The sequence below is a fragment of the Chryseobacterium sp. JAH genome, from assembly GCF_001507335.1.
Classification (GTDB): Bacteria; Bacteroidota; Bacteroidia; order Flavobacteriales; family Weeksellaceae; genus Chryseobacterium.
Window position 1 is genome coordinate 266,430 of record NZ_LMAH01000002.1, and the last position, 17,210, is coordinate 283,639.

General features: G+C 35.4%; 19 protein-coding genes. 10 read left to right on the forward strand and 9 right to left on the reverse strand.

Features of this window, described 5'->3' with window-relative positions:
• The first annotated feature begins 171 nt into the window (after positions 1–171).
• From trpC to AR685_RS04940, 10 genes are all read left to right on the forward strand, one after another.
• Positions 172–951, forward strand: a complete 780-nt coding sequence (gene trpC, locus AR685_RS04895) for an indole-3-glycerol phosphate synthase TrpC (RefSeq protein ID WP_059123899.1) — start codon at positions 172–174, stop codon at positions 949–951.
• 18 nt (positions 952–969) lie between these two features.
• Positions 970–1,635, forward strand: a complete 666-nt coding sequence (locus AR685_RS04900; protein ID WP_059123900.1) for a phosphoribosylanthranilate isomerase — start codon at positions 970–972, stop codon at positions 1,633–1,635.
• On the forward strand, positions 1,632–2,105 hold the full coding sequence (locus AR685_RS04905) for an OsmC family protein (RefSeq protein ID WP_059123901.1): 474 nt from the start codon (positions 1,632–1,634) through the stop codon (positions 2,103–2,105). The genes AR685_RS04900 and AR685_RS04905 overlap by 4 nt, the downstream gene beginning before the upstream one ends.
• A complete protein-coding gene (trpB, locus tag AR685_RS04910; RefSeq protein ID WP_047442815.1) occupies positions 2,098–3,285 on the forward strand; it encodes a tryptophan synthase subunit beta in 1,188 nt (395 codons plus the stop codon). Before AR685_RS04905 ends, trpB begins: the two co-directional genes overlap by 8 nt.
• Complete coding sequence (locus AR685_RS04915; RefSeq protein WP_052187690.1) at positions 3,282–3,827, forward strand: hypothetical protein; 546 nt, start codon at positions 3,282–3,284, stop codon at positions 3,825–3,827. The genes trpB and AR685_RS04915 overlap by 4 nt, the downstream gene beginning before the upstream one ends.
• On the forward strand, positions 3,824–4,558 hold the full coding sequence (gene trpA / locus AR685_RS04920) for a tryptophan synthase subunit alpha (protein ID WP_047442814.1): 735 nt from the start codon (positions 3,824–3,826) through the stop codon (positions 4,556–4,558). The genes AR685_RS04915 and trpA overlap by 4 nt, the downstream gene beginning before the upstream one ends.
• 31 nt (positions 4,559–4,589) lie before the next feature.
• Positions 4,590–5,324 carry a lipoyl(octanoyl) transferase LipB gene (lipB, locus tag AR685_RS04925; RefSeq protein ID WP_047442813.1) on the forward strand — a complete coding sequence of 245 codons (735 nt, stop codon included), beginning with the start codon at positions 4,590–4,592 and terminating at the stop codon, positions 5,322–5,324.
• Between the two features lie 211 nt (positions 5,325–5,535).
• On the forward strand, positions 5,536–6,168 hold the full coding sequence (locus AR685_RS04930; RefSeq protein ID WP_059123902.1) for an NAD(P)H-dependent oxidoreductase: 633 nt from the start codon (positions 5,536–5,538) through the stop codon (positions 6,166–6,168).
• Between the two features lie 30 nt (positions 6,169–6,198).
• Positions 6,199–6,633: a MarR family winged helix-turn-helix transcriptional regulator gene (locus AR685_RS04935; RefSeq protein WP_059123903.1), complete on the forward strand. Its 435-nt coding sequence runs from the start codon at positions 6,199–6,201 to the stop codon at positions 6,631–6,633.
• Positions 6,634–7,056, forward strand: a complete 423-nt coding sequence (locus AR685_RS04940) for an organic hydroperoxide resistance protein (RefSeq protein ID WP_047442810.1) — start codon at positions 6,634–6,636, stop codon at positions 7,054–7,056.
• A 508-nt stretch (positions 7,057–7,564) separates the two neighbouring features.
• Here AR685_RS04940 and def read toward each other — a convergent pair.
• The 9 genes from def to AR685_RS04990 all read right to left on the reverse strand — a co-directional run bounded on the left by def (position 7,565) and on the right by AR685_RS04990 (position 17,125).
• A complete protein-coding gene (gene def / locus AR685_RS04950) occupies positions 7,565–8,197 on the reverse strand; it encodes a peptide deformylase (RefSeq protein WP_059123904.1) in 633 nt (210 codons plus the stop codon).
• Between the two features lie 228 nt (positions 8,198–8,425).
• Positions 8,426–9,298, reverse strand: coding sequence for a ChaN family lipoprotein (locus AR685_RS04955; protein ID WP_059123905.1), 873 nt, complete (start codon positions 9,296–9,298; stop codon positions 8,426–8,428).
• A gap of 192 nt (positions 9,299–9,490) precedes the next feature.
• Positions 9,491–10,519 (reverse strand): hemin-degrading factor, encoded by a 1,029-nt coding sequence (locus tag AR685_RS04960; RefSeq protein WP_047442806.1) that lies wholly within the window; start codon positions 10,517–10,519, stop codon positions 9,491–9,493.
• A 4-nt stretch (positions 10,520–10,523) separates the two neighbouring features.
• Positions 10,524–11,174 (reverse strand): class I SAM-dependent methyltransferase, encoded by a 651-nt coding sequence (locus tag AR685_RS04965; protein ID WP_047442805.1) that lies wholly within the window; start codon positions 11,172–11,174, stop codon positions 10,524–10,526.
• A 2-nt stretch (positions 11,175–11,176) separates the two neighbouring features.
• Positions 11,177–11,950, reverse strand: a complete 774-nt coding sequence (locus AR685_RS04970; protein WP_047442804.1) for a heme ABC transporter ATP-binding protein — start codon at positions 11,948–11,950, stop codon at positions 11,177–11,179.
• The gene (locus AR685_RS04975) at positions 11,950–12,990 is read right to left on the reverse strand and encodes a FecCD family ABC transporter permease (RefSeq protein ID WP_059123906.1); all 1,041 of its coding nucleotides are present in this window, start codon (positions 12,988–12,990) and stop codon (positions 11,950–11,952) included. Before AR685_RS04975 ends, AR685_RS04970 begins: the two co-directional genes overlap by 1 nt.
• Positions 12,974–13,852, reverse strand: a complete 879-nt coding sequence (locus AR685_RS04980) for a hemin ABC transporter substrate-binding protein (RefSeq protein WP_047442802.1) — start codon at positions 13,850–13,852, stop codon at positions 12,974–12,976. Before AR685_RS04980 ends, AR685_RS04975 begins: the two co-directional genes overlap by 17 nt.
• Before the next feature lie 25 nt (positions 13,853–13,877).
• Positions 13,878–14,978, reverse strand: a complete 1,101-nt coding sequence (locus AR685_RS04985; protein WP_047442801.1) for an HmuY family protein — start codon at positions 14,976–14,978, stop codon at positions 13,878–13,880.
• A gap of 11 nt (positions 14,979–14,989) precedes the next feature.
• A complete protein-coding gene (locus AR685_RS04990) occupies positions 14,990–17,125 on the reverse strand; it encodes a TonB-dependent receptor plug domain-containing protein (RefSeq protein ID WP_047442800.1) in 2,136 nt (711 codons plus the stop codon).
• Between the last annotated feature and the right edge of the window lie 85 nt (positions 17,126–17,210).

Here is a 17,210-nt window from a genome sequence, read left to right on the forward strand (position 1 = left end):
TTTTTATGGCGACAATTTCCGTCTACCACTCCCACTCTTTTGCTTCGCAAAAGGAGTTCCGCTCAAGACGGATCGCAATTTCTCCATGACAAGAAATCTTCGTTAAAAAACAAAGAGAGCTAACGAAGGATAGGATAAAATTTTCAAATAATTCCACGCAAAAAAGGAAAAATGAACATCTTAGATAAAATTATAGAAAGAAAGAAACAGGAAATTGAAGATTTAAAATCTACAATTTCTCTGCAGCAACTGAAAGATTCAGAATTTTTCGGCAGAAAAACTTTATCCTTAAAAGAGACTTTGAAATCAAAATCAGGAATAATCGCCGAATTTAAAAGACAATCTCCATCTAAAGGAACAATTAATAATCAGGCTTTGCCGATAGAAGTTGTTTCAGCCTATGAAAACTTCGGAGCTAGTGCGGTTTCTATTTTGACTGATCAAATTTTTTTCGGAGGTTTATTTGAAGATATTTTAAATGTTAGAAATCACATCAGCATTCCGATTCTAAGAAAAGATTTCATGATTGATGAATATCAATTTTATGAAGCAAAGTCTTTGGGAGCAGACATTATTTTATTGATTGCAGCTTGTCTTTCACCCTCCCAGGTTTTGGAATTTACTGAGCTTGCTCAGGAATTGGATCTGGAAGTTTTATTGGAGATTCACTCAGAAGATGAGTTAAAACACATCAATAAAAATATAGATTTTGTAGGTATCAACAACAGAAATTTAAAAGATTTCAAAGTGAATTTGCAACATTCTGTCAATTTAAAAAATCAGCTTCCAGAAGAAGTTTTATCCATCGCAGAAAGTGGAATTTACAGTGAACAGGATTTCAAATTTTTAAAAGGAAAAGGCTTCGACGGATTTTTAATGGGAGAATATTTTATGAAAAATGAAAATCCGGGGAAGAAATTCTGTGAATTTATTTCTAATGTAACAACGTAACAGTTTATCAATTTACCAATGACAGAGAGCCAAAAGCAAGACACCAAAAGCCAATCGCAACTTAAAGTTTGTGGACTGACACAACTCGGCCAAATTCGTGAATTAGTGGAAATAAAAATCAATTTTTTAGGTTTTATTTTTTATGAGAAATCACCAAGATATGTTTTGAATCATTTGAGTTTAGATGAAATTTCAAAAATAAATCACGGAAGAAAAGTCGGTGTTTTTGTGAATGATACGGTAAATAAAATAATAGAAATTTCAGAGAAAGCAGGTTTAAATTTAATACAGCTTCACGGCGACGAAAATGAAGATTATATTTCATGTTTAAGATTACAACTGAATCCCAAAATTGAAATTATACAAGTGATCAGAGTTGGAAATCAGAATGCAGAACAATTACAAGAAATGATCAATCATCAGCCGACAACCGTCAACTACCTACTTTTCGACACCAATTCAAAAGCTTTCGGCGGAACTGGTAAAACCTTTGATTGGAATATACTAAACGAAATAAAAATTCCGTGTTCTTACTTTTTAAGCGGCGGAATTTCAGAGATAAACATCGAAAATATTGACAAATTAAATCAAAAACCTTTTGCCCTCGACATCAATTCAAAATTTGAAACTGAACCCGGAGTTAAAGATCTGGAAAAAATAAAAAATCTCATACACAATCAATGAAAAACCACAACTACAAATTAAAAACAGAATGGACAGGTAATGTTGGAGAATCAACCAAAAGCTACCGTTCATACGAAAGAAGCTATACCATTTCGGTTGATGGCAAAGCAGAAATAAATGGTTCTTCTGATCCTGCATTTTTAGGAAATTCTAAACTTCACAATCCCGAAGATTTATTGTTAGCTTCAGTTTCATCTTGTCATTTGTTATGGTATCTGCACTTCTGTGCTGTTCATAAAATTCTTGTTTTAGAATATACAGATTGTGCAGAAGGAACAATGATAGAAAGTGAAAATGGAAGCGGAAAATTTATTGAGATAATTCTGAAACCCAAAATTGTAGTTGCAGAAAAAGAAATGATTGAAAAAGCAATACAGCTCCATCACAAAGCAAATGAATACTGTTTCATCGCGAATTCATTAAATTTTGAAGTGAAACATCATCCTGAAATAACGTATAAAAATGATTAAGTCAAATTATAAAAATCCAGACGGGAACGGATATTACGGAGAATTCGGCGGCGCATTCATCCCCGAAATGTTGTATCCCAATGTTGAAGAACTACAAAAGAATTATCTTAAAATTATTAATTCCGAAGAGTTTCAAAATGAATATCAGGATTTATTAAAAAATTATGTGGGTCGCGCTACTCCACTTTATTTTTCTAAAAATTTAAGCGAAAAATACAATACCAAGATTTATCTTAAAAGAGAAGATCTCAATCACACCGGAGCTCACAAAATCAACAATGCTCTTGGTCAGGTTTTATTAGCAAAACGTTTGGGTAAACACCGAATTATCGCAGAAACAGGAGCCGGACAACACGGTGTGGCAACCGCTACAGCTTGCGCCATGCTTGGTTTGGAATGTATCGTGTACATGGGCGAGGTTGACATTGCAAGACAGGCTCCGAATGTTGGAAGAATGAAAATGTTGGGAGCAACTGTAATTCCTGCAACTTCTGGCTCGAAAACTTTGAAAGATGCCGTCAATGAAGCATTAAGAGATTGGATTAATAACTCAACCACAACACATTACGTAATCGGAAGCGTTGTTGGTCCGCATCCGTTTCCGGATTTGGTGGCGAGATTTCAGAGTGTGATTTCAAAAGAAATTAAAGAACAGCTTCACGAGCAAATCGGAAGAGAAAATCCTGATTATGTGATTGCCTGTGTTGGTGGTGGAAGTAATGCTGCAGGAACTTTTTATCATTTTGTAGATGAAGAAAATGTAAAAATCATTGCGGCAGAAGCGGGAGGTTTCGGCGTCGAATCAGGAAAATCTGCGGCGACTACTTTTTTAGGAACTTTAGGCGTTTTGCATGGAAGTAAAAGTTTGGTAATGCAAACCAATGATGGACAGGTAATTGAGCCACACTCTATTTCTGCAGGGTTGGATTATCCGGGAATCGGGCCTTTTCATGCGCATTTATTTACGGAAAACCGTGCAGAATTTTTCAGTATTAATGATGATGAATCGTTACAATCTGCATTTGAACTGACAAAACTGGAAGGAATTATTCCCGCTCTGGAAAGTGCTCACGCTTTGGCCGTTTTAAATAAAAAGAAATTTAATGAAAATGATATTGTTGTCATCTGTTTAAGCGGTCGTGGTGATAAGGATATGGAAACGTATTTGAAAAATCTATGATTAAGATATCAAAACTTGAAATTTTCAATATTTTCGAGTGGCTTGCTGTCGGAATTGTATCCATACAAATGATTATTTATGGGCTTGCAAAACCAGTACAATTTGATGAAATTTCATCGTATACAGAACCTATCAATGCCATGAAACCTATGACTTTGATGTGGGCTTTTTACTCATTTTCAAAAACTTATGCGATAATCATTGGGATTTTTGAAACTATGGGAGCGATTTTATTTTTGATTCCTAGAACAAGATTATTTGGTGGAGTTATACTCAGCTGCATTCTCATCAACATTATTTTGCAGGATTATTTCTTCGAAGTAAATGTGGGAGCTTTAGGCAATGCTGTTTTATTCCAGCTTTTGATTTTGATTGTTTTCTTTAAACATCGTGATAAAATTATCAATTCATTCCGTGCACTTCAGTGTCAGTTTAATTATAAAATAAGATTAATATATATTCCAGTTGCTGTTTTGATTATTGTCGGTATTGAAATATTGCTATTAATTATCAACAACTTATTAAAATACTTACATCTATGAAAAAATTAAATATCTATTTTACAGCGGGAATTCCACAACTTGAAGACACTCCCGATATCATACAACTCATTCAAAATTCCGGAGCAGACATGCTGGAAATTGGAATGCCCTATTCTGATCCTGTTGCCGATGGACCCATAATTCAAAAAGCACACGAACTGGCTTTAAAAAACGGAATGACGATTGAAAAACTCTTTTCTCAATTAAAATCAATTAAAAATGAAATTAAAATTCCGATTATTTTGATGGGTTATATCAATCCGGTTTTAAGTTTTGGGTTTGAAAATTTCTGCAGAGAATGTTCTGAAAGTGGCGTTGCCGGGCTAATCATTCCCGATTTACCACCCATCGAATTCGAAAAGAATTATCAGAAAACTTTAGAAAAATACAATCTGAACTTTACATTTCTGATAACTCCTGAAACTTCAGATGCAAGAATTTTGTACTTGGATTCTTTAAGTTCTGGATTTTTGTATGCGGTAAGTTCTTCCTCCACGACAGGAAACGAAAATGCCGTTTTAAAAAATGTATACTACCTTTCCAGGGTAGCTTCTCTTCCATTAAAAAATCCGGTAATGATCGGTTTTGGAATTAAATCTAAAGATGATTTTGAAAATGTCACAGAAAAAGCAGATGGCGGAATCATCGGAACAGCATTCGTCAATATTTTGCTGAACGATAAAGATTGGAAGATAAATGCCATAGATTTTATTCATTCCATAAAAAATTAAAATTCACTAAATTTGTCTGTTAATAAAAGGCATGAACACACATCAAAATAAAGTCGTAGCATTTGAAGATTTGGGCGTAAAAGATTATCAGTCTTCCTGGGATTATCAGGAAAGTCTAATGAAAGAAATCATTGATACCAAAATCAAAAATCGTGACTTACCAACCGAAGAACGTCTTACTACCTCCAACCATTTACTCTTGGTGGAACATCCGCATGTGTACACATTGGGGAAAAGCGGCCATGAAGAAAATATGCTAGCAGGAATTGATAAATTAAAAGAAATCGAGGCCACTTTTGTAAAGGTAAATCGGGGTGGAGACATTACTTATCACGGTTTCGGACAGATTGTGGGTTACCCGATTTTAGATCTTGAAAATTTCTTCACCGATATTCATTTATACATGCGAAATCTTGAAGAGGTGATTATCAGAACGATGGCTGAATTTGGCTTAAAAGGTGAACGTTCACCGGGAGAAACCGGAGTTTGGCTGGATGTCGGAAAACCTTACGCCAGAAAAATCTGTGCAATGGGGGTCAAAGCTTCCCGTTGGGTGACTTTGCATGGTTTTGCGTTTAATGTCAACACAGATATGCGTTATTTTGAATACATTATCCCTTGTGGAATTAAAGATAAACAGGTAACTTCTTTGAAAAGAGAACTGGAAAGAGAACTGACTGCGGAAGAAGTTGAAGATATTAAAATCAAGATTAGAAAGCATTTTACAGATGTTTTTGAAGCGGAATTGGTTAATAACAAAAATTAAACGGCATTATTCTTTATCAGATTAAATTAGTTCATCGTCTGTTTTCAATGGATTATCTTTAGCTTAAAATTAGAAATACAAACATCATAGATTTCATCTAAAATTCATTTTACAAAATTAAATTGCACACAATTTAATTGTTCCGTATATTTGTATTGTTATTTGATTCAGACAATTTTCAGAATCAAATTTTTAATTAAAATATTAAACAATGTCATTAATAGAAGACTTAAAATGGAGACATGCTGTAAAAGCATATGACTCAACAAAAAAAGTATCGGAAGAAGATTTAAATACAATTTTAGAAGCTGCGAGATTGGCTCCTACTTCATCAGGATTACAACCTTTCCGTGTGATTGTTGTAGAAAATCAGGAATTAAAAGAGAAAATGGTAAAAGGTGCATTAAATCCTGAAGTAATGAGAGATTCTTCTCACGTGTTGGTTTTTGCAGCATGGGACAGCTATTCTAATGAAAAAATTGATAAAGTGTACGATCACCATACCGATGTGAGAGATTTACCAAGAGGTAGATTCAGCAGCTACACCGATAAAATTAAAGAACTGTATGGAGCTCAGACTCCTGAAGAACATTTTGCACACACTGCAAGACAGACTTACATCGCATTAGGTTTGGCAATGGCACAGGCTGCCGAATTAAAAATAGATTCTACTCCTGCCGAAGGCTTCAGCAACGAAGTGGTTGATGAAATTCTTGGACTAAAAGAATTAGGTCTGAAGAGTGTAAGCCTATTATATCTAGGTTATAAAGATATCGAGAATGACTACCTTTCTCATATGAAAAAAGTAAGAATTCCGATGGAGGAATTTATCATCAGAAAATAATATTTTCAACTTATTTTTCGTCGATACATTATGGAAAAGTACAACCCACCCCAATTAGGAAGCCAACTATGTTTCCCGCTATACGTCATGGCAAAAGAAATCACCGGTTTATACCGTCCGTTTCTGGATGAGCTTGATATTACCTATCCGCAATATCTTGTGATGATGGTGCTTTGGGAGAAGGATGGATTGACCGTTAATCAGATTGGCGAAAAACTGTATCTCGACAGCGGAACTTTAACTCCACTTCTGAAAAGGTTGGAAGCCAAAGGTTTCGTCATCAGAAAAAGAAAAAAGGAAGATGAACGAGTGGTTGAAGTTTTTTTAGATCAGGCAGGTAAAGACTTGCAGCAGAAAGCCTGCGAGATTCCGGCAAAAATGCAGGAGAAACTCAATCTGACAACAGAAGATTTATTCGAGCTGAAGGAAACCATTCAGAAAATTTTAAGTAAAATTCAAAAATAAATGAAAACATTATATACAACAAACGTTACCGCAAAAGGCGGAAGAAACGGACAGGTAAAAAGCGATAACGGAGTTTTGGATCTTGAAGTGAGAATGCCCAAAGGATTAGGCGGAGCCAATGACGATTACACCAACCCTGAAATGCTTTTCGCAGCAGGATATGCAGCGTGTTTTGACAGCGCATTGAATTTGATCATCAGCAAATCTAAAATTCAAACCGGAGAAACTTCTGTAGCCGCAAAAGTAAGCATCGGACAGAATGAAGATGGTGGTTTTGGCCTGGCTGCGGAATTAGATGTGAATATTCCAGGAGTTTCTTTGGAAGAAGCTCAAGAATTGACTGAAAAAGCACATCAGATTTGCCCATATTCTAATGCGACAAGAAATAATATGGAAGTGAAACTTTCGGTGACGAATAACTAAGATTTTCCTCTTTAAATTATATGAATCTGCTTCCTTGGGAGCAGATTTTTTATTCTATCTGAACTTATTGATTTATCTACTTTTGTAAAAGGTTTCGATCAAAAAGCTTATTCATGATAAGAAAAATAAAATTTTGCATTTTAATAATAGTAATATCATACACTATCGTATATTTTGACTATAAAATCGCTGAAGGTGATCCAAACTTTCATTATGGGAAAGATGGAGGAATAATACTTATAATTGAATCAATTTTAATTTTGGGCTCGCTATTTTTTCTAGTGATGGCTAAAACTAAAAGATTTCTTTTTTTTATTTTAGGTTTTTTCACAAGTCTGATTGGCAGTATATTAATTTATCTAATACTTGGATTTTGCAATATATTTGAAAATTCACCCTTTCATATCATTTCCTGTATATCATTCATTATTATTTTCTTCTGTTTTGAAAAACTAATTAATAAGAATACAATTGTCGAAAAATAGGAAAGTATATCTTTAAATTCAAATTATCCCCTTCCCACAGAATCACTTCTCTTATAAGCATCCACTTTTATATACTCATCATTCAGTTCTTTTTCTTTTTTATCTGAAATTAAAACTCCAAAAAGGTGGTCGATTTCGTGTTGGAAAATCACTGCCGTAAATCCTTCAACAATTTCTGTAAATTTTTGTCCTTTTAAATCTACATATTGAAGCTGAATCACTTTGCTTCTGTAAAACTGTCCACGGAATTCTGGAATCGACAGATCACCTTCCGGACCAAGATTTTGAAGTTCAGATTTCCATGTAATGACCGGATTGATAAAATATTCTAATGGTTCTCCCTGCTTGTCAAAACGCTGAACCCAGATTACTTTTCTGTTGATGCCGACTTGTGGTGCGGCAATTCCTACTCCACCGTCGGTTGACAAAAGAGATTCTTTCATTCTTGAAACCAAAGTTGCAGTGTTCGGATCGCTAGGATCGATTTCTTTTGACTGATCTAATAAAGTCGTGTGCTGATGAGAATCGGTTATTTGAAAAATAGGCAAAGCGGTTTTGATGTCGCCTTGATTGATTAAAGAAATTTCGGTTGAGGTCAGTTTTTGTGCATTAATGAAACTGATGAAAAATATGAGGAGTAAAGAGATTTTTTTCATTTTTGTTGGAATCTTAAACAAATATAAAGATGTTTTTATGTTTTGGCTAAAGCCGATTGAATTCATTTCCATTAAATAATAGGCTAAAGCCTGTTCCTATTGAACTTTCCATCGTAGATTTTTTCAGCATTATCATTTGTGAAAAACAATGAAATCTTTAAGACATTTTACCACAAAAATATTTAACACATTAGTCACATCAGAGCTTTATCATTTCCATTTACTCTTCTAATAAGTCTTGGTCATATCTGCGGGAATAATCAGATTAAAATCTGTCGGAATATATTCTTTTTCAGGAATTTTTAATTCAGGATCTTCGGATTCGAAAACGGAGATGACGGCCATTTTAAGGTTCGGATTTTTCTGTTTGATATACCAGTAAATTCCACCAAATTCTTTGCTGTGGAAGTTTCCGTTGTAGTGAATGAATGTTTTTCCGGTTTCAAAATTTTTCAGAATAGATTCTGCCATTGTCGCATCTTTTATTGCCTGCGCAGAAATAAAATTCATCACTTTGGTACCTTCAGCATGTTCACCCATCATGGTTTTCATTTCGGGATAACCGGGAGTGTCTAAGGTAACTTTGATGGGAAGCTGAGTCATATAGCTTTTTTCTGTCTCACTCAATTTATTTAATGATTCCAGACCTTCTTTTGCGGTTTGAGACGCGTACTTTCTCGGAATGTTAGTGGCTATGAACTTGAGTTTTTTATCTTTCGCAAAATCAACCAAAGGTTTGTAATCTGTGGTGAAATTATTCCAAAGGCGGGCTGAATCTTTAAATGTTTTAGCATCAAATTTTCCGCTTAAATAATTATCCAGCTGGGATTGATTATCTCTTTCAAACATTTCTGCTCCCAAAATGATCTGTTCATTTTTCTTTACAAATAAAGCTTCTGTGATTTTCAGTTGAAGCCAATGATTGATTGAATTGTTATGATTTTCTCCAAAGAAAACAACGTCATACTCAGCCAATTCTTTGACTAGTTTATCTGTCTTTATTTCCTTTCCTTTTTGATTGTAAAACTGAAAAGCTTTAAGGTTTTGTGCATTTACATAACAAAAACTAATCAAAAATATGGTGATTAAACTATTTTTCATTTCTAAAATTTTATTTTCTAAACACGAATGTCACGAATATTTTTCACAAATATCACAAATAAATATTACATCTAAATATTTAAATTTATACTGTTCATGAAAAAATATTTGCACGATTTTTATTTTCATCAAAACAAAAAAGACCGCTTTGAATTACAAAAACAAAACGGTCTTCAACAAATCAATTATCAATTATTTTTCTAAATCTGCTACAAGATCTTTCCACTCCTGCAATTCAGGGATTCCCGGTTTTCTTTTACCGAAAAACTGAACGATAAAATCACCTTCTTTGTTGAATACTTCAATAGCAGTTACTTCTCCGTCTTCTGTTGGTTTTTTCACGATCCATGCTTCTGCGATTTTAGTTACATCTAGATGCAGGTTAAAATCAGGATCCATTACGTTGAACCACTGTTGGTGCCACATTGTTTTCTTCACCTCGCCTGTATGAATCTGGATAATTCCTCTGTTACCAACGAAAATCATGATGGGTAAATTCTTTTCAGATGCATCTTCCAGAACATTTACCACTTTTGAAGTTTCGATTTTTTTAGCATACCCTTCAGGAGCCAATCTCAAAGCCTGAGTTCTTGAAACTCCGAATTTTCTGGTCATCATAAAGAAATCGTGGGTATCTTTCAATTCAGTCCATGCTTTTTTGAAACCTTCAGCATCAATTTCTGCATCTTCTTTTTCAGTAGCTTTTAGCACCACTGCTTCGAATTCAAAAATTTCAGTTTGATTTTCAGCAGTAAATTGAGTAACAATTGTATCAAAAGCTTCGGCGTTGCTGTCTTTTGTTACATAAATTTTATGAAGTGCCAAACCGTCTTTTCCAAAGAACTGAAGACTCTTTCTATCACCTTCTACAACGGCAAATGCAAATTTCCAATGATTCTGAAAGATTCTCAAATCGATATCTTCACCTACAAAAAGCTGTGCATGAGGACTAGTGAAATCACCGTTTAAATACGTCCCCTTTCTCTCATGTACGCACTCGTCGTTTCTTGTTAAAGCCATTACTTTACCTAATTTTTCAACCTCTGTTAAGATGTTGGCAAATTCAGGTCTAAGAACGGTAACACCTTCACCTACGTTTGTCAGTAATAATTCTGCTTCGCTTACATCCAGCTGTTCTGCGGCATTTCTTATTCTCAAATGTGGGTTTTCTGCTTTCAGAGCTTCCCATCTTTCTTTCAGCTCGTTAACTAATGTGCTCATTATTTTATTTTTTTATGGTTAAAACTGTGTAAATTCTTTTAATTAATTCGTCTCCCGTTTTGCTTTTTATTGCTTCTTCTTTTTCCGATATTTTCATTCTTTTAAAATGACTTTTAGAAACCAATTCCTCCATCTCATCATTGCTGTACAGTTTAAAATTGTATTCTGTGAAAGGTAAAGTTTGCATAAATTCTCTCTGACCGAAAGTAAGAACAAAGGTTCCGTTATCATCTAGAACCCTGTAAATTTCATTTAAATAAGCTACAGGCTCTTTCCAGAAATAAACCGTGTTGACGGTGAATATTTTATCGAAAACTTCATCTTCAAAAGGAAGTTTTTCGCCTTCATACAATACAAAATCAGCCTGATCTTTAAATTCAATATTTAAATTTCCAGCCTCGTTGTGCATGGTTTCAGAGATGTCAATTCCTGTGTATTTCAAATCTTTGGCAATTTTTAAAAGACTTTTCAGATGGCCTGCATTTCCGTGACCTATTTCGAGAATATGATTACTGTCTTCGATGATTAAAGCATGAATACTTTCCATCGTCATTCCGATGTTTGTGGCATGCATCATCTCGCCGATTTCAATCCCTTTTGCTCCCTGAGGGTTTGCTAAATTTTCTGCTAATATTTTTAGTTGATCTTTTTCCATATTTATCCAAAAATAATCATTGGGTTTGCGTTGACAGGATGCGGACAGATCGTGCAAGGAAAATTGTAGGCATGAGTTATATTTTCCGAAGTAAAAACCTCTTCCGGAGTGCCGTATGCTGAAACTTTCCCTGATTTCATTAACAAAATCTTGTCTGCAAACTGCGCAGCCAAATTCAGATCATGCAAAACAACAATGGCTGAATTTTGCTTCTGTGTAAATTTTTTAATGATTTCCAAAGCTTTATACTGGTGCTTCACGTCCAAATTATTCAGAGGTTCGTCAAAGAAAATCAGTTTTTTTTCAATCTCATTTTCAACCTGAGTCATTACTCGGGAAAGATGTACCCTCTGTTTTTCTCCACCGGACAATGTATTATAGTCTCTGTCTTTCAAATGGTAAACGTCGCTTTCGTAAAGATGCTTATTCATGGCTTCAAAATCTTCTTTCCCGGGCTGTGAATTGAAGTAAGGATAACGCCCCATCATCACCACATCTTTTACCTGAAGCGGAATCTCGTTGGAATTATGCTGAGAAAACTTTGCTTTATGCATTGACAGTTCGCGAACTTCCCAATCAGAAATTTCTTTCTTTTTAAATAGTACACTCTGCATTCCCTGCTTCACTTCATTGGCTAAAACACTCAGCAAACTCGATTTCCCTGCTCCGTTGGGACCCACAATTGCCAAAAATTCTCCGTAGCCTAAAGAGACATCAACCTCATCAAGAATAAAAAATTCTTTGTGCTTATAATTGATCTGATTCGCCTTTAACATTAGAGTGATTTTTTAAATTTAATTAAGATAGCGATGAAAATCGGACCGCCAATTAATGATGTTAAAATTCCGATCGGTAGTTCTGACGGTGCAACTATACTTCTGCTGATGGTGTCTGCAATTAAAAGTAAAATACTTCCCAACACCGCCGACAGAGGTAAGATGAATGTATAATTTGATTTAAATAAAAGTCTCAAAATATACGGTACAATAAGACCTACAAAACCAATCGTTCCTGAAAATGCCACGCAGGTTCCCACCATTAATGAAGTGATAATCACAATCTGCTTTTTTAATCCTTCCACGTTAATACCTAAATGCCGTGCATCTCTTTCCCCTAACATCATAGCATTCAATGCTTTTCCTTTCGGTAGTAAAACGGTGTAGGATATTGCAATAACTATTGCAAGAACGATGTTTTTTGTCCATGTTGCAGCGGCAAGACTCCCCATATTCCAAAAGGTAAGATCTCTCAATTGCTCATCTTTAGATATATAAATCAGAAATCCTGTAATTGAAAAACCGATTGAGGTAATGGCTACACCGCTCAACAACATCATGACGACGTTTGTTTTCCCTGCACTTGTAGAGATTCTGTACACCAGCATCATGGCCAATAAAGCTCCGATAAAAGCTGAAATACCTGTCAGTGAAAACTGAACCATCTCAGGAAGATACTGTTTGAAATGTCCTCCTAAAACAATTGCAATTGCTGCAAGTAAAGTCGCTCCTGAAGTGAGACCGATTGCTTCACCGGTTGCCAAAGGATTTTTAAATAAACCCTGCAGACTCGTTCCCGATACAGCAAGCATACTTCCTATCAGAACTGACATGATAATTCGGGCCGCACGAACATCCCAAATGACATATTTGTCATTTAATGCCAAATTAGGATCGCCTGTAATAAACTGTATTAAAACTCTAAATGGTGAAACGCCATTGAAGTCATAGACTCCGATGAAAAGTGCCCCAATTGCCAGAATAACCAGCAAAAGGGCACTTGTAATAAGATAAAAATATAGTTTATTTTGTGTTTTCAACTAATAACTTATTTAATGCAACTGCTGCCTCACCTAATCTCGGACCGAACCCTGAAACCAAACCTCCGTCCATTGCAATAATCTTCTTATTTTTTCCGGCATTGGTCTGAGAAACACCCGGCATTTTAAGAGCTCCTTCGTTTCCTCCTGAACCCTCTAATCCGCTTGTAAAGAAGAATAAAACATCAGGATTTGCTTTTACTACCGCTTCCGGAGTTAAAGGTTTGAAATCTTCAAAATCATTGATTGCATTTTCACCACCTGCAAGACCAATTAAGGCAGCCATTGGAGTATTTTTCCCGGAAACCATCATCATATTTCCTCTCGCATAGATGAAAAGTACTTTTGGTTTTTTAGCAATCGGCTGTATGTTCTTTAAATCCGCATCAATTTTATCATTTAACTTCTGATAATTTTTGTTTCCAATAGCTTTTGCAACATCAGAAATTAATTTTTTGGTTCCTTCAACAGAAAATTCCTGTTTGAACAATTCAGTTTTAATCCCTGAAGTCTTGATTTTTCCTAATAAATCCGGATTGATATCTTTGTCTGAAGCTAAAATTAAAGTTGGACTTACTGCCATAATCGGCTCGATCGTCATAGATCTTACGTGACCTAAATCTTTAGCGGTAGCTTTTAAAGTTTCAGGATAAGTACTGGTAACGTCTGTTGCTACAATTTCTCTCTCATGTCCTAAAGCCGCTACAATTTCTGTAATACCACCACTGATGGAAACTATTTTATTATTGGTTTTCGGGGTTTCAGAAGAAACTTCCGTTGTATTTTCAGTTGGTTTTGAAGTTTCTTTTTTGCAAGAATACACTGCTGCAAGAACAGAAACTGCAAGGATGAATTTTTTCATATTTTACTAATTATTTTAGATTATTCTATAATGGTTTGTATTCGAAAGACGGGAAGCCTCGTTCGCCGGCCTGACCTTCACTGTCTGTAGTGGCTTTTGTAAGTCTGGTGAATCTCAGTTTAAAATAATATCCGTCTGAATCTTTAATTACATAGAAACGGTCACCATACACTTCAGCACCACTGGCTGTACCTCTCCAGTTGGAACCGATAATTCTGTGATCGTCTATAACAAATTGAGACTGATCTATGTCTGACGCTTTAAACTTGTTGTAAGCATCTACTCCCGTTGTAGGAGCTGTCACTTTTACTTCATAAGCAGCTACACCACCTACATTATTATTGTTAACGAAATCAGCATATGCATAGCTCCCTGCACCCGGAATTGTGTTTGTAAATACAGAAAAACATAGGTCCCATTTTTTCCTTTCTGGCTGAATGAAAACCTCTTTGTTATTTTTCAGACTGACAAAATTATAATTGTAGCTGGCATTTTTAGTAACCGTAATTTCTTTGTGAGCCGTTGCATCGATCTCGGCATATTTCACTTTGTACCCATCAGAAGTTCTTGTAATCTGTACTTTCATCCATCCTCTGGAATCACCACTATAAGTAACTGCACCTATCGCTACAGTACCCTGATAGACATCTTTACCCATGTTGACAAGATAGATTCCGTTGTCTGCCTCCACGGCTTTTACTTCTCCAATTGCCGTATACCCTGAAGGAAAATTTCCTTTTACATCATCAATATAAATTTCATTAGCCGGATTAAAATTGGCTACCTGAACCTGAGCCTGAAGAGCTACAACACTTGCAGAAGTCACTGCATCAATATTGGTAGCATTAGGAATTTTTGTAGCTCCCATCATGATTGATGAATTTAAAACCACTTTAAAAGCAGTTCCTGAATAAAATGCGAGATCCCAGTCTGTTCTTTTGGTCAACACTCTTTTATTTTCACTTAGGTCAAACCATACCTGATTGGGCTGAGTTGCTCCTCCTACACTTACATTGACCGAGGCACCGTCAACAGGAGCAACAGCTACTAAATCTTCATTATCACTGATACATGACTGAGAAACCAAAGAAGTTCCTATTAATAAGCTCACTAATATTTTTTTCATTATCGAATACTTTAAAAGTTATAATTTAGTCTTGCAAAATAGCTTCTGCCATAGAAAAGGTTCTGATCTCCTGCAGCAGCAGTGTGTGCGTCGCCCTGCAATACGGTATTTCTGATCGTACCTACATCAAAAATATTTTTAACACCTGCGCTGATTTCAAAATGATTGTTGAAGAATGGCTGAGAAACAGTGAAGTTAAACATATTAAAGCTTCCCACTTCTCCAAGAATGTAAACGGGTTCAGCAGAAACATTCCCGTTTTCTTCCAAAGTAAACTGCTTTCTGGTACCAGTGTATTTGTAATAAAGAGCAAATAAAGTTTTTGTCGCAGGAACCGTATAGTTCGCAGCTAAATTTGCCTCCGTGTAAAAATTATAATCATCTGGAGAAGTGACGTTACCGGAAATAAGCTCCTGAGAAATTCCCAGTACAGAAACACCTGCATTTAGTGAAAAATTGTTGTGCTTTGCTGTAAATCCACCTCCAAACAATAATGAATTGTATTGATTGACATTGAGATAAGTATATCTTAAAGGGCTATTGCTGATCACCACATTTTCTATTCTGTCTTTTACATCCAGATACATTCCTGAAAGATTGACATCAAACTTCCACGCATTATTATCTTGTGATTTAAAATCATAAAAAACTCCTACAGAATATCCGGTTTCGGGCGTCAGATTTTCATTTCCTCTGATATCGTGGTTAGCATCTACTACATATGTATAAAGCTCTTCATACGTTGGAAATCTGTTGGATGAACCAAAGACAGCACGAAGATCAGATTTTTGAGAAAGACTGTATCTTGCCGTTAGAGAGTAATTTTGCTGAGAATCAAACCTGTCACTCAATGCAAGGCGATAACCCGGTCTTAGTGAGAAGTCATCAGAAAATTTCCATTCAGCTGAAATAAAATTGGCATAGCTGAAGATTGCCCGATTGATATTATCAATATTTGCAGTATTATTGGTAACAGTAGCTGCTGTTGCATAACCACTGGTTCTATCTAATTCATACCCCAGCTGAAAGTTGAATTTTTCACTGTCTAAAAAATTACTGAACATTCCACGCGAATACAAAACTTTAGAATCATAGTAAGCATCCTTTGCTCCTCTTGAAATCTCTGTTCTATTGGGAACATCATATTCATAGTTCTGGCTTTCTCTTTTTTGTGTCTGATAAGAGAAATCACCCATATAATTTATTCTACCAAGCTTTGTCTGAATATTAAACTGATGAATCCAGCGGTTGGTAAAATAATCTGTATCGTCTGCTACATATGTTCTGTTTCCGCCAGTCAAAGGAAGTTCTTGCACAACCTGGTTTCGGAAATTGATATCTTCTTTAAGATAATTTATTTTATAAAATAATGTGGTATTATTCTTTGCATATCGCACGGTGGCGTTCGTAGACAAAAGATCTTTCGGAAGCCATTCATACCCTCTCAAACCGTCGTTGGCCTGAGAAAAATATTTGTAACCGTTGTACCTTCCCTGGTAGCCCTGAAAATCGTTATGATTAATATCAGCAGCTACCGTCCAATTGTCATTGATTTTATATCCTAAATTTAATGACTGAATGTGTCTTCCGTTTCCTTTTTTGAACCAATCGTAGTCTTTACCCACCGTTTCTTCCTGAAGAGAAAGATTGATATTGACCTTTTTACTGTAGTTTTTCTTAGTGATAATATTGATTACACCGGTCACGGCATTGTTTCCGTACTCGACTCCCATGGCACCCTTTACAACCTCAATGCGCTCAATATTATTGACATTGATTTTGCTGAGATCCATTTGGTTACCGCTTCCCCTGTCTGTCACTACTGGGATATTATCAATCAGTATCTTGGTGTAAGCTCCACCGAGACCCATAATGTTCGCCTGCGAACTTCCGTCTCCGGCATCCGGTACAATAAGGATATTTAGATTTTGATTAAGAACTTCTGCAACCGTGGTTACCGCCATATTTTTTATCTGCTCTGCATCTATTACCTCAACCTTATAGATTGACTTGTTAATCGATTGCTGCATATATTGCCCAGTGATGACCACCTCTTCTATTTTCTTCTGATTGAGAGAATCTCTATCCTGCGCATGCATCCAAAAACCAGCAGATAACGTTATCACAGAAAGCACTTTCTTCTTCATAAACTCAAAATTTTTGACAAATATATGCTTTATTTAGAATAGTTAAAAATAATTTATTACTTTTGTAGAATAATTCTAAATAAAA